This is a genomic window from Streptomyces sp. NPDC036813 (genome assembly GCF_055609245.1).
Genome location: NZ_JBVJPV010000011.1, coordinates 33659 through 54066 on the forward strand (window position 1 = coordinate 33659; position 20408 = coordinate 54066).

General features: G+C 71.5%; 24 protein-coding genes and 1 pseudogene. 14 read left to right on the plus strand and 11 right to left on the minus strand.

Features of this window, described 5'->3' with window-relative positions; genetic code table 11:
• The first annotated feature begins 176 nt into the window (after positions 1-176).
• The 5 genes from ACZ67Q_RS22675 to ACZ67Q_RS22695 all read left to right on the plus strand — a co-directional run bounded on the left by ACZ67Q_RS22675 (position 177) and on the right by ACZ67Q_RS22695 (position 3580).
• A complete protein-coding gene (locus tag ACZ67Q_RS22675; protein WP_471184952.1) occupies positions 177-731 on the plus strand; it encodes a DUF5819 family protein in 555 nt (184 codons plus the stop codon).
• Positions 721-1977 carry an HTTM domain-containing protein gene (locus ACZ67Q_RS22680; RefSeq protein ID WP_471184954.1) on the plus strand — a complete coding sequence of 419 codons (1257 nt, stop codon included), beginning with the start codon at positions 721-723 and terminating at the stop codon, positions 1975-1977. The genes ACZ67Q_RS22675 and ACZ67Q_RS22680 overlap by 11 nt, the downstream gene beginning before the upstream one ends.
• A 169-nt stretch (positions 1978-2146) precedes the next feature.
• Positions 2147-2851 (plus strand): DUF5994 family protein, encoded by a 705-nt coding sequence (locus ACZ67Q_RS22685; protein WP_471185488.1) that lies wholly within the window; start codon positions 2147-2149, stop codon positions 2849-2851.
• A 10-nt stretch (positions 2852-2861) separates the two neighbouring features.
• Entirely contained in the window at positions 2862-3197 is a 336-nt protein-coding gene (locus tag ACZ67Q_RS22690; RefSeq protein ID WP_471184956.1) for a hypothetical protein, read from the plus strand.
• Entirely contained in the window at positions 3194-3580 is a 387-nt protein-coding gene (locus ACZ67Q_RS22695) for an STAS domain-containing protein (protein WP_471184959.1), read from the plus strand. The genes ACZ67Q_RS22690 and ACZ67Q_RS22695 overlap by 4 nt, the downstream gene beginning before the upstream one ends.
• Here the strand turns inward: ACZ67Q_RS22695 and ACZ67Q_RS22700 are convergent.
• From ACZ67Q_RS22700 to ACZ67Q_RS22725, 6 genes are all read right to left on the minus strand, one after another.
• On the minus strand, positions 3529-3699 hold the full coding sequence (locus ACZ67Q_RS22700; RefSeq protein WP_471184962.1) for a hypothetical protein: 171 nt from the start codon (positions 3697-3699) through the stop codon (positions 3529-3531). The two genes, ACZ67Q_RS22695 and ACZ67Q_RS22700, sit on opposite strands and share 52 nt — an antisense overlap.
• Before the next feature lie 184 nt (positions 3700-3883).
• Positions 3884-4477: an alkaline shock response membrane anchor protein AmaP gene (gene amaP, locus ACZ67Q_RS22705; protein WP_471185491.1), complete on the minus strand. Its 594-nt coding sequence runs from the start codon at positions 4475-4477 to the stop codon at positions 3884-3886.
• A gap of 10 nt (positions 4478-4487) precedes the next feature.
• The gene (locus tag ACZ67Q_RS22710; RefSeq protein WP_471184963.1) at positions 4488-5180 is read right to left on the minus strand and encodes a DUF6286 domain-containing protein; all 693 of its coding nucleotides are present in this window, start codon (positions 5178-5180) and stop codon (positions 4488-4490) included.
• The gene (locus ACZ67Q_RS22715) at positions 5177-5623 is read right to left on the minus strand and encodes an Asp23/Gls24 family envelope stress response protein (protein WP_471184965.1); all 447 of its coding nucleotides are present in this window, start codon (positions 5621-5623) and stop codon (positions 5177-5179) included. The genes ACZ67Q_RS22710 and ACZ67Q_RS22715 overlap by 4 nt, the downstream gene beginning before the upstream one ends.
• Positions 5620-5847: a hypothetical protein gene (locus ACZ67Q_RS22720; RefSeq protein WP_471184967.1), complete on the minus strand. Its 228-nt coding sequence runs from the start codon at positions 5845-5847 to the stop codon at positions 5620-5622. The genes ACZ67Q_RS22715 and ACZ67Q_RS22720 overlap by 4 nt, the downstream gene beginning before the upstream one ends.
• Positions 5848-5885: 38 nt before the next feature.
• A complete protein-coding gene (locus tag ACZ67Q_RS22725) occupies positions 5886-6317 on the minus strand; it encodes an Asp23/Gls24 family envelope stress response protein (protein ID WP_471184970.1) in 432 nt (143 codons plus the stop codon).
• A gap of 133 nt (positions 6318-6450) precedes the next feature.
• Here ACZ67Q_RS22725 and ACZ67Q_RS22730 point away from each other — a divergent pair, with 133 nt between their 5' ends.
• Entirely contained in the window at positions 6451-7224 is a 774-nt protein-coding gene (locus ACZ67Q_RS22730) for a hypothetical protein (protein WP_471184972.1), read from the plus strand.
• Between the two features lie 316 nt (positions 7225-7540).
• Positions 7541-8632 carry a fatty acid desaturase family protein gene (locus ACZ67Q_RS22735; RefSeq protein WP_471184975.1) on the plus strand — a complete coding sequence of 364 codons (1092 nt, stop codon included), beginning with the start codon at positions 7541-7543 and terminating at the stop codon, positions 8630-8632.
• A gap of 114 nt (positions 8633-8746) precedes the next feature.
• On the opposite strand, the gene ACZ67Q_RS22740 is transcribed toward ACZ67Q_RS22735, so the two are convergent.
• From ACZ67Q_RS22740 to ACZ67Q_RS22750, 3 genes are all read right to left on the minus strand, one after another.
• Positions 8747-9223 (minus strand): DUF5994 family protein, encoded by a 477-nt coding sequence (locus ACZ67Q_RS22740; protein ID WP_471184978.1) that lies wholly within the window; start codon positions 9221-9223, stop codon positions 8747-8749.
• 336 nt (positions 9224-9559) lie between these two features.
• Complete coding sequence (locus ACZ67Q_RS22745) at positions 9560-10315, minus strand: hypothetical protein (protein ID WP_471184980.1); 756 nt, start codon at positions 10313-10315, stop codon at positions 9560-9562.
• A gap of 120 nt (positions 10316-10435) precedes the next feature.
• Positions 10436-11362 carry a hypothetical protein gene (locus ACZ67Q_RS22750; RefSeq protein WP_471184982.1) on the minus strand — a complete coding sequence of 309 codons (927 nt, stop codon included), beginning with the start codon at positions 11360-11362 and terminating at the stop codon, positions 10436-10438.
• Between the two features lie 88 nt (positions 11363-11450).
• Between ACZ67Q_RS22750 and ACZ67Q_RS22755 the strand changes: the two are divergent.
• The 3 genes and pseudogenes from ACZ67Q_RS22755 to ACZ67Q_RS22765 form a co-directional block, all read left to right on the plus strand.
• Positions 11451-11855: pseudogene (locus ACZ67Q_RS22755) on the plus strand (cytidine deaminase family protein); the annotation flags it as partial.
• Positions 11841-12266: an ASCH domain-containing protein gene (locus tag ACZ67Q_RS22760; protein WP_471185493.1), complete on the plus strand. Its 426-nt coding sequence runs from the start codon at positions 11841-11843 to the stop codon at positions 12264-12266. The pseudogene ACZ67Q_RS22755 and the gene ACZ67Q_RS22760, both read left to right, overlap by 15 nt.
• Positions 12267-12394: 128 nt before the next feature.
• The gene (locus tag ACZ67Q_RS22765; RefSeq protein ID WP_471184985.1) at positions 12395-14041 is read left to right on the plus strand and encodes a serine hydrolase; all 1647 of its coding nucleotides are present in this window, start codon (positions 12395-12397) and stop codon (positions 14039-14041) included.
• Between the two features lie 9 nt (positions 14042-14050).
• On the opposite strand, the gene ACZ67Q_RS22770 is transcribed toward ACZ67Q_RS22765, so the two are convergent.
• A complete protein-coding gene (locus ACZ67Q_RS22770) occupies positions 14051-15238 on the minus strand; it encodes a serine hydrolase domain-containing protein (protein WP_471184988.1) in 1188 nt (395 codons plus the stop codon).
• Between the two features lie 218 nt (positions 15239-15456).
• On the opposite strand from ACZ67Q_RS22770, the gene ACZ67Q_RS22775 reads away from it, so the two are divergent.
• Positions 15457-16338 (plus strand): prohibitin family protein, encoded by an 882-nt coding sequence (locus tag ACZ67Q_RS22775; RefSeq protein WP_471184990.1) that lies wholly within the window; start codon positions 15457-15459, stop codon positions 16336-16338.
• Between the two features lie 101 nt (positions 16339-16439).
• Here ACZ67Q_RS22775 and ACZ67Q_RS22780 read toward each other — a convergent pair whose 3' ends face one another.
• Complete coding sequence (locus tag ACZ67Q_RS22780; protein ID WP_471184993.1) at positions 16440-17654, minus strand: MFS transporter; 1215 nt, start codon at positions 17652-17654, stop codon at positions 16440-16442.
• Between the two features lie 70 nt (positions 17655-17724).
• On the opposite strand from ACZ67Q_RS22780, the gene ACZ67Q_RS22785 reads away from it, so the two are divergent.
• From ACZ67Q_RS22785 to ACZ67Q_RS22795, 3 genes are all read left to right on the plus strand, one after another.
• Positions 17725-18780 carry an ArsR/SmtB family transcription factor gene (locus ACZ67Q_RS22785; protein ID WP_471184997.1) on the plus strand — a complete coding sequence of 352 codons (1056 nt, stop codon included), beginning with the start codon at positions 17725-17727 and terminating at the stop codon, positions 18778-18780.
• Positions 18781-18953: 173 nt separating this feature from the next.
• A complete protein-coding gene (locus ACZ67Q_RS22790) occupies positions 18954-19454 on the plus strand; it encodes a glutathione peroxidase (protein ID WP_471184999.1) in 501 nt (166 codons plus the stop codon).
• 67 nt (positions 19455-19521) lie between these two features.
• Positions 19522-20397 carry a MerR family transcriptional regulator gene (locus ACZ67Q_RS22795; protein ID WP_471185002.1) on the plus strand — a complete coding sequence of 292 codons (876 nt, stop codon included), beginning with the start codon at positions 19522-19524 and terminating at the stop codon, positions 20395-20397.
• Positions 20398-20408 lie beyond the last annotated feature (11 nt).

The window sequence follows — 20408 nt, forward strand, 5'->3', positions numbered from 1 at the left end:
CAAGGTGGGCGGTGTCGAGCGGAATTGATTCAGCGCGCGCGAGGGAAAGCCGGCGGCGCCATGCCGTCGCCCCGCTCCCGGCAGAGTGGCAGGAAGACACTGCCTCACCCGGCAAGCAGCCCCTCCGTGCCAGGGCCGTGAGAGCCGGACTGCACACCGCCGTCCTCATGTGCCTGATGGCGACCCTGGTTCATCTCGGTGCCGTCTTCCTCCATGTGGCGCCTCCCAATCCCGTCTCGCAGCGGTACAGCCGGCAGGTCGATGCGTGGGTGTACCCCCTTTTCGAACAGAACTGGCGGCTCTTCGCCCCCAATCCCGACTCCGTCAACCGCAGGGTGTGGGCGAGGACCGCGCACACCGGGCGCGACGGCTCGACGCGGGTCAGCCCCTGGACCGACCTGACCGCCCTGGATCGTGCCGCCGTCGAACACGATCCGTTTCCCAGCCACACGGCTCAGAACCTCCTGCGCCGTGCCTGGACCTCCTACGTCGACACACACGGCGCTGACGACACGGCACGCTCGCCGCGGGCCGTGATGATGCAGAAGTACCTGACCAATATCGCCGCGGACCGCGTCGCAGGTCACCGCGGAGGCACGTTCGAGTTCATCCAGCTCCGGGTCGTCACAGCACCCGTCGCCGCGCCCGGCACGGCGGCCGGGCGGCGGCCGCCCACGCCGGTGGAGAACCGGCTCCTGCCCTGGTGGAAGGTGACCCCCCATGGGAAATGAGCAGGTCCGCGAACTCCCGGCCACCACGGCCGTACCAGGCGGGTCCGTGGGCGGGGCACCGGTCCCCGCCGCCGTCCACCGTCTGCTCCTCGCACGGACCGAGGGCGTCTGGGACCTTCTCACCGGCCGACCGGTGTCCCTGTACGCCACGTCGGTTCTGCGGATCGGTTATGGGCTGCTCTACCTGGCCTTCCTCCTGCGGGAGTTCCCCCACCGGTACGAAATCTGGGGTCCCGACTCCCCGTGGACACCCGCGCTGGCGGCACAGCTCTTCGACCAGACAGGCTGGTGGAGCTTCCTGATCCTGTCGGACAGCCGTGCCTACTTCGAGCTCTGCTACGTGCTGGCCCTCTTGACGTCCGTGCTCTTCATGCTGGGCTGGCGGACCCGGGCCACGTCCGTGCTGTTCGCCGCCGTGGTGGTCTCCTTCCACGCCAGGGCGATCTTCATGACGGACGGGGGTGACAATCTCCTGCTCCTGATGGCCCTCTACCTCGTGCTCACCGCGTGCGGTCGGCGCTGGTCGCTGGACGCACGCCGAGAGCGGATCAAGGCGGGGCGCACGGACGGTGCGCGGACGCGGAGCCTTGTCACGCAGGACCTGCGTGCGGCCCGCCGGACGTTGGTCACCGTCGTGCACAACTGCGGCGTCCTCGTGATCGCGGCGCAGGTCTGCTTCCTGTACGGATCGGCCGGTCTGTACAAGGTCCAGGGCTCGTTCTGGGACGACGGCACCGCCCTGCACTATGTGCTGAACCTGGAGCTCTTCCAGCCGTGGCCCGCGCTCTCCCACGTCATGGACCGGTATCAGCTCGCGATGGCGGTCGTCGGTTACCTGACCGTTCTCACCCAGGTCGCCTTTCCGTTCGTGCTCTTCGGCCGGCTCAAGTACCCCGTCCTGGCCGTGCTGCTGGGCATGCACGTCGCCATCGCCGTGGTTCTCGGACTGCCGCTCTTCTCGGGCACGATGATCGTCGCGGACGCCGTGTTCCTTCCCGACCGCTTCTACACGTTCCTGCCTCACCTCCTTCGGCGCGGTGCCAGTCGACGCGATGTGCCGACGCCGGGGCAGGGAACAGGGCTCGGGTCCGTCCCCCAGCAGAGCGGCCACCCGGCCGGCCGGGAGGAGTACAGGCCGGTGTCAGGCCCGGCGAGCGGTCACGCCGGTGCGCCACCGTCCGGCCCGACGGTGGCGCAGCAGAAGCCGCGCGGACTCGTAACCAAGAAGCAACCGCCCCACTCGTGAACACTCCTCGCGGAACGGCGACGTCTCCCGCGCGCCGGGTGGCAGCACCAGGCCCCGGAACACAGTCCGAGGGACTCCGGCACGCGCTGAGGCACTGCCGGGAGATCACCAGGCCGGTACTCCACTCCATGCGGCCGCCGCTGCTCGCCGCCGGGAAACGCGGAGTAGTCTGGGCAGTACCGAGGGCATCTCGCACACCGGCTTCCACGCCGGGTCGTCCCCGGCGAAAGATGAAACCCGGGCCGCCGCGGAGGCGGCCCGGAGACGGGTCCGCATCATGTCGGCGACCTTGTTTCCCACCCTGCCGCACGCCGAGCCCGTCGCAGCCCCGGCCGCGCGTCTCGCACTGAAGACCGACGGCACCTCCCGGGGACTCCTGGACGGAGCCTGGTGGCCCCGGTCACGGGATCTGCTGAGCGAACTGCCGGCACTCACGGACGTGCTGGACCCCCTGTGGGGCCGCATCACCCGCATCGCCGTCAACCCGGAGCACTGGCCGGTCATCCCCGGCAGGATTCCCGTGGGCGGGCACATCGTCAAGGTCGGCTGGTTCACCCCGGAGATCGACCCGCACAAGCTGCTGCTGCTCTCCTACGGCACCGGCCGCTTCGATCTCCTCGTCGTCCCGCCCGAGACCGGAGCGGACTCGGCGGCCCGGCTGATGGCAGCCGCGTCCGAGTACGACGGCCCACCCCTGACCGCTAGCGCGCTGATCGCGACGGAGGAGGCCCGGCACGGCGTCCCGGCCACCGACCGGCCACTGGAGCCGGAGGAGGCGTGGGAGTACGAGGGCGGCGCCGCGGCGGTGTCCGCGGTCGTCCCCGGACAGACCAGTAGGCCGGGGCCGGGCAGCCGGCTGGTCATCGGTATGTGAGGTGGCCGCCATGAACACCTTCCTGACAGCCATCGCTTTCCTGGTCCTCGCCGCAGTGGCGGCGTACGTGATCCACCGGCTCGACATCCAGCACGCCGACAGGATCGCCGCGTACCGGTACAGCACCCCCCGGCCCGGCCGCCGCGGCCCCAGCGTCCCCCAGCCGTACCACGCACCACAGGTGATCATCCGGGCTCCCCGCCGGCCGCCCGGCCGCGCCTCGGAACCGTCGGCTCACTCCACGGCGGAGCGCGCCGGCGTACCCCCGGGCCCCGAACCGGGCGGGACGCGGCCGGGACCCGCGGACCGGGGGCATCTGAGCAGCAGCCGAACCGAGGCGTCATGACTCTTCCACAGCTGAACATCTACCGGCACGACCGGGACAGGCGGGCACTGGTCACCCTGGCCGGTGTGATCGACCCCGCCACCGCGCCCCAGGTGCGCGCAGCTCTGGAGCGGTGCCTGCGGGACGGCATCACCCTCATCGACGTCGATCTGACCACCGTCGACCGCTGTGACAGCAGCGGCCTGCGCGTCTTCCTCGACGTGTCACGGCACGCCGCCGAGACCCACGCGTCCCTGCTGCTGCACCACCCCTCGCCGCAGACCGAACAACTGCTCACGGACACGGGCTCCGACCGTCTGCTCCGTGCGACGAGGCCGGGAGGGGCGCGGCCTCAACGGGCCGGGCGCCGACCAGATCGCCACACGGAACGGGTCGCCACGTAGAGCAGATCGGCGATCAGGAGCAATACACCGGCGGAGGTCAGATAGAGCATGCCGCCGACGCTCGCCCCGACGGCGATCAGAGCGACTCCGGCGACGAGCAGGGTCAGGAAGAGGGCCATGGCGGGATGCCTCCCTTGAGGGAACCGCGGCGTGGATGGCTCCCGGGCGGTCGTGAAGACCCGCGCCGCGGGCCAGGTCTCCTCCTCCCTCGTAGGGCCGGGTCTCCCTCTCCCCCGGAGCCGGGTCTCCCTCTCCCCCGGAGGGGCTGAACGGGTCCCCCCGTCGGGCGTCCGGCCCCGGGGATCAGTCGGCGCGTCGTGCGTGGTGGCGGACCTCTTTGAGCCGGACCTTCGAGGGGAGGGTCTCCAGGCCGGCCGAGTCCCGTGCGTGGGAGAGGGTTTCCCGGCTCAGTCGCCCCAGCGTCCCCGCAGGATCGGCGTGCGGCTCCAGCAACAGCCGTACGCGCGCGGCCGGATAGGTGCTTCGGCCCGTCAGCCGTACATGAGCCCGTGCGACCCCGTCCAGGTCCCGCGCCTCCGCCTCGATCGCGTCCTCCAGCGTGCCGCCGTCGAGCCGGGCCGGCGCCCCGTCCCCGCTGTCGACGACGACGCCGCCCGGGCGGTGCCTGCGCTGCGCGAGGAGCCACCACAGCAGCAGGACCAGCAGCACGGCGAGCACCGCGATGACGGTCGGCCACCACCAGCCTTCCTCCCGCCACCGGGTGCGTCCCTCGGTGCCCAGCACCACGTCGTGGGGCCCGCGGAAGGGCCACCAGCCCGGCAGGCCGAAGCCCCAGTGGCGCGGCATGTCCAGCCCGCCCAGCAGCACACCGCCGCCCAGGGCGAACAGTGCGAGGCCGAGAAGCCCCAGCAGCACCCGGTTCACCGCCTTGAGCACCGGGATCACCTCAGCCCTTCTTCGGGCGCCGGACGCGCACGGCCAGCGTGGGTTGCCGGGCGAGACCCAGGAACGCCACGGCTTCGCCCAGCGTGGCGTCCAGGTCCGCGCGGACCTCCTCGAGATCGCGGAAATGGACGCGCGCCCGGGCCTTGACCTTCCGGCGGCCGACGGCGACCTGTACCGACTGGACACCGGGCACCCGCACGGCCCGGTCGCGCAGAACCAGGCCGGCTGCGCGGCGGTCGAGCCCGGCGCGGACCTTCCCGGGGCTGCCGGCGGGCTGCCGCATGGGCAGCAGCCTGCGCAGCCCCGGCGTCACCGCCAGCAGGAAAAGCCACAGGCCAAGGACCATCGCGACCGCGGCCCCGATGATCATCCAGACGTCGTCCAGCGGTCGGGCGGCCAGTTCCTCGGCGAGCCGCCGCCGCCAGCGCATCCCGGACCGGCCCGCCCGGACCGAGACCACGTCGTACAGGAGCAGTCCGGTGGCCGCGGCGGACAACAACGCCACCAAGACGGCGGGCACCCGCCGCGTCGACCAGAAACGGCGCACCCGCCGGTCCGATGCCTCGACCGCCGGTGTCGAGCCGGCCGTGGCCGGGTCCTTGCCCCGACTGCCGTCCGCGGAGGGGTCCGCCTTTCCGAGTCCGGGGGGAGGGTCGCTGTCACCGGCCGGCCGCCCCCGGGTGTCCGCGCTCATCTCACCCTCTCCTCGCCCGCGTGCCGCGTATGCGCCGAGTGCAGCCGCCCGACCGACACCACGAGATGTGACACGTCCATACCGGACCATGTCCTGAGCCGTTCGGTGACCTCCCTGCGCACGGCGGCGCACTGTGCCCCGATGTCGGACGGATAGCCGAGCTCGACGGTGATGTGCAGCCGTGCCTCGCCGAGCACCGCCCGTCGTCCTGCGGCGGACTCGCCGTCAGGCCCTGCGGTCTGCCGCTCCGGTGCCCGCCGCACGGAAGTGGTCACGTGGGGCGTCCGGACGCCCGGCGGTACGTGGCCGACCGACTCGGTGAAGCGGCTCAGCGCCTCGCGCGCCACGCGGGAAGCGATCTTCGCGACGACACGGTCGGCGACGGTGGTCGCCCCGCGCTCCCTGCGGGGGATGGCCGGACGCCGCTCCGCTTCACCGGTCACTGACGCCAGTCTCCCCGAGCCCGTCGCCGGTCGTCGCGGATCCGCTCCTGCCGGTCCCGGCGGCGGACGAAGTCACCCAGTTCGAGATCACCTTCCATGAACCGTCCGACCACGAGACCGACGACGCCCAGGGCGAGCACCAGCAAGAACGCCCAGAAGTCACCGAAATACGCGGCGAAACCCAGCGCCATTCCGGCCATCAGGCCCACCATGGCTCTGCTCATCACGCGCCCCTTCGCTCACTCGGGCTGTTGTGCCCCGGCTACTGGATCCGCTGCCGTTCCTCCCCTTCGTCCTCCTCGTCGGGGAGCTTCACATCGCTGACCGTGATGTTGACTTCGACGACTTCGCGTCCCGCCATCCGCTCCACCGCGGAGATCACGCTCTCCCTCACCTCACCGGCGACGTCCGTGATCGAGACGCCGTAGTCGACGACGATCTCCAGGTCGATGGCCGCCTGGAGCTCTCCGACCTCGACGCTGACTCCGCGTGTGACGGACTTGCCGCTGCCGGCGCCGGGCATCCGCTCCCTCATGGATCCCATCGAGCGGGCGAAACCGCTGCCCAGGGCGTGGACGCCGGGCACGTCCCGTGCCGCCATTCCGGCGATCTTCTCCACCACCACATCGGCGACCGTCGTCCGGCCACGATCGGCGGGAGCGCCACCATGCCTTGCGCCGGTGTTCTCAGTCATCGGGATATTCCTCCCTCAAAGGCCCACCTGGCCCGCATATTTCCAATTATATTCTCTTTATCGAGGACTGCAGGAATGGAACGCTGCGAGGCGCGAGGGTCCGACGAGTCGCCTGAGAGAGGGTGAGAGGCCGGTGAAGACCGAAGCGTGGACGCAGGCGGTACGGCACCAGTTCGGCCTGGGCCGACTGCTCCCGCTCGGCGGGCCCGACGACGGGACATGGATCACCGAGCAAGCGGCCGTCCAGGCCCTCGGTCGGGCCGCGAGCGAGATTCCCGGGGTGCGGCTGGAGTCTCTGCGCATCGGACCGGCGCCGCTCGAGTCCGTGTCCGAGCCGGCCGTCCGTCCGCCGGCCAGCGCCATGCCGCCGGGTCCGCTCAGGATCGAAGCCGCGTTCTCGGCATCACTCGGGCGGCCACTGCCGGATACCGCCGACCGGTTGAGGAGCAGGCTGCTGGACGCGGCCGCTCGACGGCTCGGTCTGACAACCGTGACAGCCGACCTGCGCGTCACGGACCTCCACGAGGTCCCCCGGACAGGCACCGAGACGCGACCCCTGACGCCCACGCCGCACAGCACAGCCGCGGCCGCGGCCGCAGACGCACGGAGCCGGCTCGCGGTGACCGGAGCCGGGTTCCCGCGAGGGCCCGTCGGGGGCCTGGCAGGCGTCGCAACGGGGGTTCCGGGCGTCGCCGGCCTGACCACGGTGCTGGGGAGCCGCCCGGTCAAGACGGAGGACCATGCGGACCCACCCGGCCGGCGTGTCGAGGTCCACCTCGCGGTCGCCCCCGGACACCATCCCCTGGAAGTCGCGCGCGCCGTCCGGGCCGCCGTGGCCTACGCGGCGGCCACCGACGCCCCGGGTCCGGTCACCGTTGCCGTTCTCGTCACCGAGACCGCGGCTTGACCGGCCGGGCGGCGAACGCTCATCAGCGATCAGCGGGACCCGTTTCACCGGCCCGAGCCTGTTTGTTCTGCCGAATGCGGCCAGACCCGCTCCGGCCGCCCGTCTGACACGGTGTGAGACCCCCGCGGCGGGGTACCCGCCGGAAACAGAGGGCCTGCGCAGCAGCCGCTGACGGACGGAAGCAGACGCTCCCAGCTCCGTGGTCGCGTGATGTGTCCGCAACCACGGAGGACGAAAGGCTCGCCTGCGCCCCGGTCCCAGCGGCTCCCGGGGCGGCGCCGAGCCAACCGGCCTTCTTCGGAGAGATTTCACCATCATGAGCAGTAACACCACGGTCCGCCCCCCGCCCTCGGAGGCGTCCGGCAGCGATTTCGCCCGACTGTCGAGAAAGATCGCCGCCGCCGGGCTGCTGGGGCGCCGTCCCGCCTACTACGCGCTGCGGACCACGGTGGTGGCCGGGCTCTACGTCGGTGGGTGGGCCGCCGTCGCACTCATCGGCGACAGTTGGTGGACTCTGGCGGTCGCCGCCTTCCTTGCCGTCGTCTTCGGCCAGGTCGCCCTGCTCGCCCATGACGCGGCGCACCGCCAGGTGTTCCGCCGACGCCGGGCCAGTGAGGTGTCCGGACGGATCGCCGGTGCCGGGATCGGGATGGGCTACGGCTGGTGGCAGGACAAGCACACCCGCCACCACGCCAACCCCAACCACGAGGATCTCGACCCCGACCTCGACCCCGACCTGCTGGTCTGGTCCCAGGAGCAGGCGCGGGCCGCCAAGGGGCTCCCCCGCCTGATCGGCCGCCGGCAAGCGTACCTGTTCTTCCCGCTCCTCACCCTTGAGGGCTTCAACCTGCACGTGTCGAGCGTGAAGGCACTGGCCAATCGTTCGCTCAAGCACCGCACGCTCGACGGCGTCCTGCTGTTCGCGCACTTCGTGCTCTACCTGACCGTGCTGCTGTGGCTGCTGCCGCCCGGCATGGCGATCGCCTTCCTCGCCGTCCACCAGTGTCTTTTCGGTGTCTACCTGGGTTCCGTCTTCGCGCCCAACCACAAGGGCATGCCGATCCTGACAGGCGAGGACCGCCCGGACTTCCTCCGTCGCCAGGTGCTCACCTCACGCAACGTGCGCGGCGGCAGGCTCACCGACATCGCACTGGGCGGGCTGAACCACCAGATCGAGCACCACCTGTTCCCCAGCATGCCCAGCCCCAATCTGCGGAGGGCCCGGACCATCGTGCGGCGCCACTGCCAGGAACTGGGGCTGGAGTACGTGGAGACCGGGCTGATCGCCTCCTACCGGCTGGCCCTCGCCAGCCTCCACCGTGCCGGAGCACCGCTCCGGCACGCGCGTGTCCTACCTGAGAGACCTGCCGGGGCCGTCGGAGGCCGGGATGTGGTTCACCGTAGGTGACCAACCTTGCCATCCGGGCGGTGACGCGAACCTCCTCATGGTCGAGTTGACGCCGGGGACCTCTCGCCCCCGCCGTCCGGCACCGTTGCGCCAGTCACGCCCAGTGTCGATCCGTCAGCCCCCGCGCCCGCTCCCGGTGTCGATGAGGATCTGTTCCGCCTGGCTGGTGTTGGCCGCCCGGACCGCCTGGGCCATCGCGGCGCGGGCGGCGTCCGGTGCCGCATCCGGCGGGACCACGAGGAGCGAGAAGATGTCCCTGTCGCCCCGAGTGATCAAGACCGTGTCGTCACCGACCGGGAAGGAATCGACGCGCACCACGCGGTCGTCCACGAGGACGCGCGTCGGGAGACCTTCCCAAGCCGCGGTGTCCAGCCCCACGCGGGTCACGGGGCCGAGGTGGGCGATGAGCGCACTCAGCAGCGCGGGCAGCTCGGCGCCCATGTCGCGCGAGCGCGGCCACCACGCACCATCGAGGACACCTTCACGTGATGCGGTCGTCTCCAGCCGGAGAAGCGCACAGCCCGGCCGAACGGCCTCGTGGACACCGCTGGGCAGACGCCGGGGAACAGGAGGTGTATCCGAGCTGGTCATGGGGACCACCCGTCTGTAGGGCAGGTGCGACAACGGGACCGCCTCGCACCTGCCACGCTACTCCTGGTGCCACGCGCGCCGGCGTCTCTGAGATCGCCCTCTGCCGACCGCCCCAGCCGGAACGGATCCAGCACACATGAGGCCGGAAACCCAGGGAACACACGAGGACTACAGCGGAGTGTTTTCCCAGGCCAGGCGACCGGGAGCGAGCGTTTCCGCAGGTCGCAGGCCCCTTCGGAGAAAACTCCTGAAGCGGGTGTCGTCATTCAGCAGGTGGCCCAGCCGGTCATCGCGGGGGCGAGATCGATGAGATCGACGCGGCGGTGATGTCCGCGGTCAGTAGCCGTGGCCCGGCCAGTGTGGGTCCGTCCAGCGGGCCTCGTCGGTGAGGGCGAGCAGGCGTATCCGGTGTTGCAGAGCCTGCGGAGCGGCCGGCTCGCGGAGGCGTGCCGCGGCGTGGTCGAGGAGCCAGGCGACCAGTTCCGTGCGCGTCTGCTCCTCGTCGTGCTCGTACCAGTCGACGTGCCACGGCAGGCGGTCTCCCAGGAGCTCGTACTCCCACGCCGCGGCCGCCTCTGCGAGGCGTCGGTCGCTGAGGTGCCCGGTCTGCGTCTCCCAGTCGGCAAGCCAGGGGCCGAGCGTTCCGGATGCCTCGGCGCACATCGCGAAGACCTGGTGCGCCCGAACGGGCGCATCCGGATCCGTGAGGCTCTGCACCCACCAGGCGTGCAGGAACTCCCGTACCGGCTCGGCCTGTTCGTCGGGCCACTGCTGCCAGCGGCCGCGGGCGAAGGAGTATCCGGCCTCTTCCAGTCCGGAAAGGGGCTCCACGCGACCGGCGACCAGGGCCCTGGCGAACTGCGGCAGGATGCGGCGCAGTACGGCCGCGTGGTCCGTCCAGTCGACGGCCTGCCAGGTCCGGCGCAGGAGGTCCGGCTCCAGTTCCACGTCCGGTGTCTTCAGGAGGGCGAGTTCCTCCGCACTGCCCCAGTGGCATTCGCAGTTGCGCTCGTCCGGATGCGCGGTCATGCCGCCGAAGGTGGCGGAGAGGTCGTCCAGGGCAGCGGTGAGGCGGCGGCGTGCGGGATGCATGAGTGACCCGGCCTTCGAGGACTCCGTACGGCTTTCGCCGGCCGAAGATCGGCACCTTACCGGGTGAGGCGGGGCCTTCTTCCGGCCGGCCCGGGGCGCAGTGAGGGGGGCCGTCGGGGGTCAGAGCTGCTGGTCGATCCGCTTCTCCCGCATCAGATCCTCCAACTCCCTCTCCGAGAGCGGGTGCAGAGTGTCGAGAAGACGCCGCAGGCCCGGCTCGGCGACCGTCTGGCTGGCGACCTCGACCTCCGCCTTCCCGCGGCGGCGGGTGAGCGTGATCTCGCGGGTTCCGCCGGGGAAGTCGCGGATCCTCACCATCTCGCCGTGGGCGTCCACCTTGCAGGTCACGTTCTTCTCCAGGGGTTCGGGGCATCGGGGGGTCTCGGCGGACGGCGCGCGTACGACGAGGCCGACGTAGCCCGTCTCGTAGCCCTCCCGGACGGGGCGGTAGTCGACGACGAACGTGGCGGGGGCGAGTACCGCGTGGGAGACGTGCAGGCCCGGCGGTGCGTCGCCCAGATACAGGAGCTGCGGATGCTCGCGGTACCGCGCGACCTCCGCCTCGTGCCGGTCCTGCCGCGCCTGCGCCGGGCCGATGAAACCCCCGTAGGCCACCGCGCCCGCCAGTGCGGCCACGGCCCCGAGCCGCACCCATCTGCTCGGCACGAAGAACGCCGCCGCCACGGCGTAGGGCACCCCGGTCAGTGCGATCCGGGTGCCGGCGCTGCCCAGGTCGACGTCCCTGCCGTAGGCGGCCAGGCCTGCCAGGACGCCGGGCGTGCCGAGGGCGAAGACCAGGACGGCCCAGCCCAGCCGCCGGGGCAAGGAGCCGTACAACGGCAGGACGGTCCTCATCGGCAGGGCCGCGATGGCCAGCAGGCCCACGACCAGCGGCACGCCGAACGCCAGGACCAAGGCCGCCGCACCGAGACCGCCGGCCCAGCCGAACGCCAGCAGCCCCGCACCGAGCGTCGGCACCGCGGCCGCCGTCATCGCCCAGACCAGGAGGAGATGCAGGACCGTCAGCGTCCCACTGCCGTCCTTCATACCGGGAGCCTGTCAGGCGCCGCTGCGGCGCCACATGAGTACGGATACTCAGCTGACCACCCGGAGGCACGGCCCTAGGCTGCTGTCCATGATCCAGAACTTGCAGCATCTCCCCCAAGACGACCTGGAGTTGGTCGAGTTCGCTCGGCGGATTGTGGAGGAGCACGGGGACGGGGAGGTGCACACCGTCGGGGCCGCTGTGCGGGATGTGCGGGGGCGCGTGTTCGGGGGGATCAACCTCTATCACTTCACCGGTGGGCCCTGTGCGGAGCTCGTGGCCCTGGGGCATGCCCGTGCCGCGGGGGCGCGTGAGCTGGCGGCCATCGTCGCCGTCGGCGACAACGGGCGCGGTGTGCTCGCGCCGTGCGGGCGGGACCGGCAGGTCCTTCTCGACCGTCATCCGGGCATCCGTGTCCTCGTGCCCACGGACGACGGGGTCCGCGGTATCGCTGTCGCAGATCTCCTGCCGCACAGCTACGTGTGGGCGGATCACCTGGCCGCCGCCTCCACCGCCGCCTCCACCTCCACCGCCGCCTCCACGTCCACTTCCGCCTCCGCCTCCGAGGAGGCCGGCCGGCCCGCGTCGGCCCCGCAGTTCCTGCCCTTCCACCGGGACTATCTGGACGCCGTCCGCTCGGGGCGCAAGACGACCACGGTGCGGCGGAGGGCTTCCGTCACCACCGGTCCGGTCGACCTCGTCTTCGAGCTGGACGAGGAAGTGGTGCTCCCGGGTGTCGTGACGGCGCTCCGTCACAAGAAGGCCGGTGAGCTGACCGAGGAGGATGCCGTCGCCGACGGGTTCCGCGATCTCGCCACGCTGCACGACCGGCTGCGGTACCACTACCCCGGCATCCGTCCCGATGACGACGTCGCCGTCGTCCACTTCCGCCTGGCCGACGCCTGAGCCTCACGCGGCCCCCTTCCCTCACCCACTTGGCGACCCCCGAGTGCCGCCCGGCGCCGCTGCCGCAAGCATGGAAGCGGCGCCGGCCGTTGCCCCTGAGGGCCACTTGAGCGTGAGGAACGCGGAGCATGCCGAAGCAGAATCGCAGGAGAGCGGGTGCGCGCACGTGGTGCCGGCCCGTGCGGGTCGGTGTGGCCGTCGTGCAGTTGGGGGCGCTCGGCGCCGTGCTGTCCGGGTGCAGCGGCCTGACCGCCGCCGCCAGCGACGACCCGTCCTCCACCGCCTCACTCGCGCCCACCCCGCCGAAGCAGCCGCCGCCCCAGTTGACGCCGGAGCGGGTCAAGGCGGCGGTGGGGCAGCTCGACGGGCTCGTGCAGAACGCCATGCGGCAGACCGGCGTGCCGGGCGTCGCCGTGGCGGTCGTCTACCGGGACAAGGTCGTGTACGAGAAGGGCTTCGGCGTCCGGGAGCTGGGCAAGAGCGGGAAGGTCGACGGCAGGACCGTCTTCCAGCTGGCGTCCGTGTCCAAGCCGCTGGCCTCCACCGTCGTGTCCGGCGCCGTGGGGCGCAAGGTCGTCGGCTGGGACGATCCCATCGTCAAGCACGTTCCGGGCTTCGCGCTCAAGAATCCCTACGTCAGCGCGAACGTGACTCTCGCCGACCTGTTCTCGCACCGCAGCGGGCTGCCCGACCACGCCGGTGATCTGCTGCAGGACCTCGGGTACCAGCGGGACTACATCGTTCAGCACCTGCGGCTGGAGCCGCTCACCCCGTTCCGCGCCAGCTACGCCTACACCAACTACGGCCTCACCGCGGCCGGTGAGGCGGTGGCCACCGCGGCGAAGACCAGCTGGCCGCAGCTCGCGAACGACACACTGTTCAAGCCGCTCGGGATGGATCACACCAGCTATCGCCGCGCCGACTACGACAAGGCCGCCGACAAGGCCTCGGCCCACGTCCTGGTGAACGGGCACTGGAAGCCTTCCGTCACCGAGAACGCGGACAGTCAGGCGCCGGCCGGCGGGGCGAGTTCGAGCGTCGACGACCTCACCAAGTGGATGCGGCTGCAACTGGACGACGGCGTCTTCGGCGGGAAGAAACTCGTCGACGCGGATGCGCTGGTCCAGACCCGCATCCCGCACTCCGTGCCCAATCCCCCGCGGGCCCCCGCCGGTGCGCCGAGCTTCTACGGCCTCGGCTGGAACGTCGGTTACGACGACGGCGGCGCGCTGCGCCTGAGTCATTCCGGTGCCTTCGAGCTGGGCGCCGCGACCACGGTCACCCTGCTGCCCGGCGAACGGCTCGGCATCGTCGCACTGACGAACGGGCAGCCCATCGGGATGCCCGAGGCGGTGTCCGCGGCGTTCCTCGACATCGCCCGGCATGGCCGGCAGACCGTCGACTGGCTGCCCTTCTATCGCAAGATCGTGGAGGGGGCCGCGTACACGGGCGCCTCTCCCACCGACTACGCCAAGCCGCCCTCCGACGCCAAGGCGGCCAAGGCCGACGACGTGTACACGGGCACCTACGCGAACGACTACTACGGACCGCTGACCGTGAGCCGTGACGCCAAGGGCAACCTGAACATGACCCTGGGCCCGCGCAAGATGGCGTTCCCTCTCACGCACTACACCGGTGACACGTTCAGCTACCGGACCCAGGGCGAGAACGCGGTGGGCCTGTCCGGCGTCACGTTCCACGTCGACTCCGGCAAGGCCACGAGCGTCACCGTCGAACACCTCGACGCCAACAAACTGGGCACCTTCACCCGCTGACGCGGGGGCCTAGCGCGGCGGTACCGGGCGGTCGTAGACGTGGTCCGGGGTGACGATCTGGGTGATCGCACGGGCGACCAGGGACGACGGTTCCACGCCGGCGACGGTGATGTCCGTGTTGAGCAGGACGACCAGCGTCGCGTCCTGCGAAGGCAGGTGGACCGTCACGTTCTCGTAGCCGGGGATGGAGCCGTTGTGGCCGATCCAGCCGCCGCTGTCGAAGATGCCGAGGCCGTAGCTCGTGCCGGGGTAGCCGGTCGGGAGCATCTTCAGGCGCTCCCGCTGGGTCTGCGGGGTGAGCAGCGTCCCGGTGGCGAGGATCTTCGCCCACCGGTGCAGGTCGTGCAGGTTCGAGATCATCGCGCCGGCCGTCCAGGCCCAGCTGGGGTTCCAGTCGGTGGAGTCCGTGACCGCGCCGCTCAGCGTCTGATCGGTGTAGCCGCGGGCGTGCGGCTCGGGGAACTCCGGGCCGTCGGGGAACAGCGTGTCGAGCAGGCGGGCGGGAAGCAGCACCCGGGTGCGGATGAAGTCGGCCGCGCGCATGCCGCTGACCTTCTCGATCACCAGGCCCAGCAGCACCAGGTTGGTGTTGGAGTACTGGAACTGCGTGCCCGGCGCGGCGGTGTTGGCGTGCTTGAAGCCGTAAGCGAGTACCTGCCGCGGCGTGAAGTGGCGGTACGGGTCGCTCAGCAGGTCGTGGATGAAGTCCGGGTCGGAGGTGTACGGGAACAGGCCGCTGCGCATCTCGGCGAGGTGGCGCAGCGTGATCCGGTGGCCGTCCGGCACGCCGTCGACGTAGGCGGCGATCGGGTCGTCCAGGTGGATCCGCCGGTCGTCGACCAGCTTGAGGAGCGCGGTGACCGTGAAGGTCTTCGTCACGCTGCCGATCCGGATGAAGAAGTCGGTCCGCATCGGGCGGTGCGTGGTGAGGTCGGCGACCCCGGTCGCCCGGACGTACGTCCCCTTGCACGGCATCCACAGTCCGACGACGACACCAGGGATGCCGGCCTCCCGGCGGACGTCCTCGACCGCCTTGTCGAGCCGGGTGGTCAGCTCCTGGCCGAGGCCGTGCGGCCGGCCGTGGTCGTGGTCGTCGCCGCACGCGGGGTGGGCGGCGGCGGGAGTCACCGTCATCGGGGCCAGCGCCGACGCCACGAGCGCGGTGGTGAACAGGCGTCTGGAGGGGATACGTCGCATGTCGGGGCGCCTTCTGCGGGAGGGGGCTGACGGGGCAACGGCACCACCCGGGAACCGGACGCGGCTCGTCCTGTGGCGCGCCGTCCTCGCGAGTCCACTCGTTCGGGTCCACGCGTGCATCGCGGTGGGGTTCCGGCGTCACCCTCGATCGCTACGATGCGCGCGGGGTCGCGCCCCAGAGGCGCGGAAACGTTTCCGGAGGGGGATCACCTGTGTTCGTGCTGTCCATCATGCTGCTCATAGCGGCCGTCGTACTCTTCCTCGTCGGCCGCCGCCGCGAGGTGACGAGCTGGAAGCTCGGGGCGGCGCTCAGCGCCGTGGCGGGGCTGCTGGCGGCGACGTTCGCCTGTGTCCATGTCGTGAGTGCCTATGAGGTCGGCGTCCCGGTGACCTTCGGGAAGATCGGTACGCCGCTGATGTCCGGCGTCCACTTCAAGTCGCCGTTCACCGACGTCACGTCCTTCTCCACCCGCCCGGTCGACCTCGACCTCAACGGCAAGGACGTCGTCGAGGTCCGCTCCTCGCAGGGGGGTGTGCTGTACGCCGACGTCACCATCAAGTGGGCCGTGGTGCCGGCGAAGGCGGTCGAGCTGTACCGGCTGGCGGGCAGCGAGGAGGCCGTCGAGCAGCGGCTGGTGCTGCCCGACAGCCGCGAGATCATCCGCAACGTCTTCGCGAAGCACACCAGCGAGGAGGGGTACGCCTCCGCGCGCGAGCAGATCGGCGCCGAGATCGCCGGCCTGGTCAAGGAGCGTCTCGCGCCGCGCGGGATCGACGTCACCACCGTCAATCTGCGCAATGTGCGGCCGTCGGACAAGCTGCAGGACCAGATCGACAAGAAGATCCAGCAGGAGCAGGCCACCGAGCGGGCCACGGAGGCGGCCCGCACGGCGAAGGCGGAGGCGGAGCGCAAGCGGATCGAGGCGGAGGGCATCGCCGCCGCCAACAAGATCATCGAGCGCTCGCTGAGCGACAAGGTGCTGTACAACCAGTGCCTGGAGGCCTACAAGGAGGCCGCGAAGTCCAACCCGGTGTACGCGGTCCCCTGCGGCACGGACGCGAACGGCACACCGGTCATCGTGGACGGCAGCAAGAAGTAACGCCACCGCAGGACACCACACGGACGTGACAGGCCCCCGCCCCCTCGGGACGACGGCCTGCAGTCCGGGGGCGATTCTCGTTTCTGCGGGGGTGGCGGTCCTCAGCCGGTGGAGTGCTCAGGTCTGGGTGAAGGGGAGGGAGTGACGGTTTCGGGTTCGCTGGGTGGCTGCGACGCGCGAGCCAGCAGCAGTGTGACCGTCAGGGAGGACGCCGACAGCAGGGTCATCGCTGTTGGGGTGGACGTGAGTTGGGCCAGGGTGCCTGCCAGGGTGGCGCTTGCTCCCTGGAGGGTGAGCATGCCGGCCGAGTGGAGGCCGAGGGCGTGGCCGCTGAGGTCTTCCGGGGTGAGCCGCATCAGGCGTTCCTGTTGCAGCAGGCTCGCACCGAAGCCCGTCGACGCCGTCGTGACCAGTACGGCCGCGAGCCACAGCGGGGGGTGCAGGGCGAACACGGCGTAGGGGGCCGCCAGCAGGACCAGCAAGGGTGTGATCAGGCGCGGGCGGAGCGCGGGCGGCAGGAAACGGCCCACCGCCAGGTCACCGAGCAGCATCCCCAGCGCCGCGCACGCGAACAACGTGCCCGCGGAGGCGGGGGTGTACGGGACGTACAGGGACTCGCAGCCGACGATCAGGCCGTTCGGGAGCCACAGGCCCAGGTAGGTCAGCCGGCGGGGGCGGGACTTCCACAGTGTGGCGTTCGTCTGCCAGGTCGCGCGGATCGACGGGCGGCCCTCGGCGCGGGGTGCGCGTCGGGTCAGGCCCCAGCGGGTGGCCGCCGCCGACACGAGGTACAGCGCCGCCGACAGCAGCAGGGTCGTGTGCGGGCTCAGGCAGGCCAGCAGGGCGCCGCCCAGGCCGTAACCGGTGATCTGCATCAGGCCGCTCAGCATCGTGAACACCGAACGGCCCAGCAGATAGCCGTCCTTGGTGAGGATCTGATTCAGCAGACCCCAGCGGACTCCGCCGCCGAGCGACGCGACGAGGCCCTGCGTGAGGATGACCAGGAACACCGACCACATCGGCAGGGCGGGGACCGCGAGCACCGCCGTGCCCGCCGCGAAGGTCAGGGAGATCGCCGTCAGGGCCCGCCGGGGCGGCAGGCGGTCCGCGCCCGACAGGAGCAGCGTCGCGCCCAGGACCTGGGCCAGGGACGGGCCGAACATGCTCACCGCCGAAAGCAGCGGTGAGTCCGTCGCCCGGTACACCAGCGTCGCCAGCGCCAGACCGCCCGTCGTCTGGGCCGCGGTCAGGACCGCCGAGGAGAGGAAGAGAGGGGTGAACTCCGGGGTGCGGAACAGGCCGCCGTAACTGCGCATGTCCCACACCGTCCGGCACGCCGCGTGGCAGCCGTACTCTTTCGCGCAGGCGCGAAAGGTGGGTGGGGGCATGGGCTGGTGGCAGGTCAACGCGGACACGCTGGCCGGGAGCCGGTTCGTGATCTCGCCACTCGCGGAGGTCTTCGCCTCGCTCAAGCTGCTGCACTCGGCGAGCGGGTCGCACCCCGGAGAGCAGGAGTGGCTGCGCACGCACCTGCCCGCCTACCGGGCCGTGCTGGCCCGCGACCCCGTGACCGCGTCGCTGGTGCGGGCGGGGCTCGGCCGGGAGTGGATCGCCGACTTCCTCACCCCGACCCCGTACGACGGGGAGGACTTCGCCGACGCCGTCGCCCGGGTACGGCAGGTCGGCGGCGCGCAGGCACGCGCGCATCTGCGCCTGTCCCTCGCCGGGGAACTGCCCGGCGAGCTGCGCCGGGACGATCTGCCCGCTCGGGCCGGGGCGCTGCTGGAGTGGGTGTGGGAGGAGACCGTCCTGCCGTACTGGGAGCGGCGCCGGCGGGTGCTGGAGGCCGATGTGGTCGCGCGGACGGCGCAGGTCAGCCGGGGTGGCTGGGCAGCCGTACTGGACTCGCTCAGGCCGGGGACGCGGTGGCTGGGCGAGAGCAGGTTCCAGGTGAACCTTCAGGAGTACCCGCCGCGCGAGATCGCCGGCGCGGAGCTGGTGTTCGTGCCGGTCACGCCGCGGACCGGGTGGGTGAGCTGGGAGAACGGGCGGCGGTACGCCGTGGTGTATCCGTGCGTGGGTGCGCTGGCCGGGGACGGCGGGCCTCGGGTGCCGGCGGGTCTCGGCGCGCTGCTGGGGGCGGGGCGGGCCGCGGTGCTGGTGCTGCTCGGCTCGCCGATGAGTACGACCCAGCTGGTCGCCGTCACCGGGCAGGGGCTCGGGTCGGTGGGGCGGCATCTGCGACTGCTGCGGGACGCCGGTCTGGTGCGGCGGCGGCGGGCGGGGCGGTCGGTGCTGTACTCGCGGACGGCGGCGGGGGACGTACTCGTCGAGGCGTCGTCGGGCGCCCGCCCCGAGGCCCCCCACGACGAACGCCCTCCGGCCCGCCGCGAAGCCCCCCTGCGACGACCGCCCTCGTCCCGCCCCCGAAGCCCCCTCTGACGACCCGCCCCCGGTCCGCCCCAAAGCCCCCTCCGACGACCGCCCTGGTCCCGCCCCCGAAGCCCCCTCCGACGACCGCCCCCGGTCCATCCCCGCGCCTCCTGCGACAACCGCCCCCCGGCTCACTCCGAGGCCCGATCCGTCACGTCACCCCGCCCCGCTAGGCTCCGCTCATGACTACTGACGCCTCCTCCCCCCTCGACGTCGAGATCGGCGCGCTCACCGGTGGCTCCGCCGAGCTGAAGAGCTACGCCGGCCAGGTCGTGCTCGTCGTGAACGTCGCCTCCAAGTGCGGGCTGACCCCGCAGTACACCGGTCTGGAGAAGCTGCACGAGCGGTACGCCGAGCGCGGCTTCACGGTGCTCGGTGTGCCGTGCAACCAGTTCCTCGGGCAGGAGCCGGGCAGCGCCGAGGAGATCGCCGAGTTCTGCTCGGCGACGTACGGCGTGACCTTCCCGATGACCGAGAAGGTCGAGGTCAACGGAGAGGGCCGGCACCCGCTGTACGAGCGCCTCGTCGGTGTCGCGGACGCCGAGGGGCACAGCGGCGACATCCGCTGGAACTTCGAGAAGTTCCTGATCGGGCGGGACGGCACGGTCGTCGCCCGCTTCTCGCCGCAGACCGAGCCGGAGGACGCGGCGCTCGTCGAGGCCGTCGAGAAGGCGCTCGGCTAGCCGGTCCGGGTTGACCTTGCCCCTGGGGCAAGGACAAGCGTTCCCGTCACCGGGCGAGGTGCGCCCGGTGACGGAGGATGGCGTCGTGGACGACGACCTGCTGACGATCGGCGCGTTCGCCGCGCGGGCCCGGCTCTCGCCGAAGGCCCTGCGGCTGTACGACCGCCTCGGCCTGCTGCGTCCGGCGCACGTCGACGAGGTCAGCGGTTACCGCTACTACCGCGCCGGTCAGATCGACCGCGCCCGCACGGTCGCGCTGCTGCGGCAGCTGGACATGCCGCTCGCCGTGATCGCCGAGGTGGTCGAGGCCGCCGAGCACGACGGCGGCGCGGCGGCCGACCGGCTCGGCGCGTACTGGACCGGCGTCGAGGAGCGGATCGCGCGGCAGCGCACACTCGCCGGGTTCCTCCGTGGACGACTGTCCGGAAGGGGCTACGAGATGTACGGCACGTTCACAGTGGAGACGGTCGAGGTGCCCGCGCAGGTGGTGCTCGCCGAGAAGCGGCACACGCTGGCGGACGAACTGCCCGCGTGGATCGGGGCGTCCATGGGGCGGCTCGAGGCAGCGGCCCGGGAGTGCGGCGGGGTCGTGGGGTCGCCGTTCGTCGTCTACCACTCCGAGGTGTCCATGGAGAGCGACGGTCCTGCCGAGTCCTGCGTTCCCGTCGCCGACGAGGACGCGGCCCGGGCGTGGGCGGCCGGGCAGGGGCGGGCCCGGGAGACGGTGGTGCGGGTGGAGCCGGCACGCCGGCTGGCGTACACGCGGATCACCAAGGCGCAGGTCGCGCACCCGCAGATCCTCGCCGCCTTCGAGGCGGTGGAGGCGTGGATGAAGGAGCGGGGGCTGGAGTACGACGGCCCATGCCGGGAGATCTACTTCGCCGACTGGGACGCCGCAGGGCCCGAGGACCCGGTGTGTGACGTGGCTTTCCCCGTCGCGTAGCGCTGCGGGGA

Bases quoted from the DNA above. Each gene is read 5' to 3' on its own strand.
- ACZ67Q_RS22690 (WP_471184956.1), top strand. From the start codon at position 2,862: ATGAACACCTTCCTGACAGCCATCGCTTTCCTGGTCCTCGCCGCAGTG.
- ACZ67Q_RS22790 (WP_471184999.1), top strand. From the start codon at position 18,954: ATGACTACTGACGCCTCCTCCCCCCTCGACGTCGAGATCGGCGCGCTC.
- ACZ67Q_RS22740 (WP_471184978.1), bottom strand. From the start codon at position 9,223: ATGACCAGCTCGGATACACCTCCTGTTCCCCGGCGTCTGCCCAGCGGT.
- ACZ67Q_RS22765 (WP_471184985.1), top strand. From the start codon at position 12,395: ATGCCGAAGCAGAATCGCAGGAGAGCGGGTGCGCGCACGTGGTGCCGG.
- ACZ67Q_RS22675 (WP_471184952.1), top strand. From the start codon at position 177: ATGGCGACCCTGGTTCATCTCGGTGCCGTCTTCCTCCATGTGGCGCCT.
- ACZ67Q_RS22750 (WP_471184982.1), bottom strand. From the start codon at position 11,362: ATGAAGGACGGCAGTGGGACGCTGACGGTCCTGCATCTCCTCCTGGTC.
- ACZ67Q_RS22700 (WP_471184962.1), bottom strand. From the start codon at position 3,699: ATGGCCCTCTTCCTGACCCTGCTCGTCGCCGGAGTCGCTCTGATCGCC.
- ACZ67Q_RS22725 (WP_471184970.1), bottom strand. From the start codon at position 6,317: ATGACTGAGAACACCGGCGCAAGGCATGGTGGCGCTCCCGCCGATCGT.
- ACZ67Q_RS22785 (WP_471184997.1), top strand. From the start codon at position 17,725: ATGGGCTGGTGGCAGGTCAACGCGGACACGCTGGCCGGGAGCCGGTTC.
- ACZ67Q_RS22710 (WP_471184963.1), bottom strand. From the start codon at position 5,180: ATGAGCGCGGACACCCGGGGGCGGCCGGCCGGTGACAGCGACCCTCCC.
- ACZ67Q_RS22695 (WP_471184959.1), top strand. From the start codon at position 3,194: ATGACTCTTCCACAGCTGAACATCTACCGGCACGACCGGGACAGGCGG.
- ACZ67Q_RS22720 (WP_471184967.1), bottom strand. From the start codon at position 5,847: ATGAGCAGAGCCATGGTGGGCCTGATGGCCGGAATGGCGCTGGGTTTC.
- ACZ67Q_RS22745 (WP_471184980.1), bottom strand. From the start codon at position 10,315: ATGCATCCCGCACGCCGCCGCCTCACCGCTGCCCTGGACGACCTCTCC.
- ACZ67Q_RS22780 (WP_471184993.1), bottom strand. From the start codon at position 17,654: ATGCGCAGTTACGGCGGCCTGTTCCGCACCCCGGAGTTCACCCCTCTC.
- ACZ67Q_RS22770 (WP_471184988.1), bottom strand. From the start codon at position 15,238: ATGCGACGTATCCCCTCCAGACGCCTGTTCACCACCGCGCTCGTGGCG.
- ACZ67Q_RS22735 (WP_471184975.1), top strand. From the start codon at position 7,541: ATGAGCAGTAACACCACGGTCCGCCCCCCGCCCTCGGAGGCGTCCGGC.
- ACZ67Q_RS22680 (WP_471184954.1), top strand. From the start codon at position 721: ATGGGAAATGAGCAGGTCCGCGAACTCCCGGCCACCACGGCCGTACCA.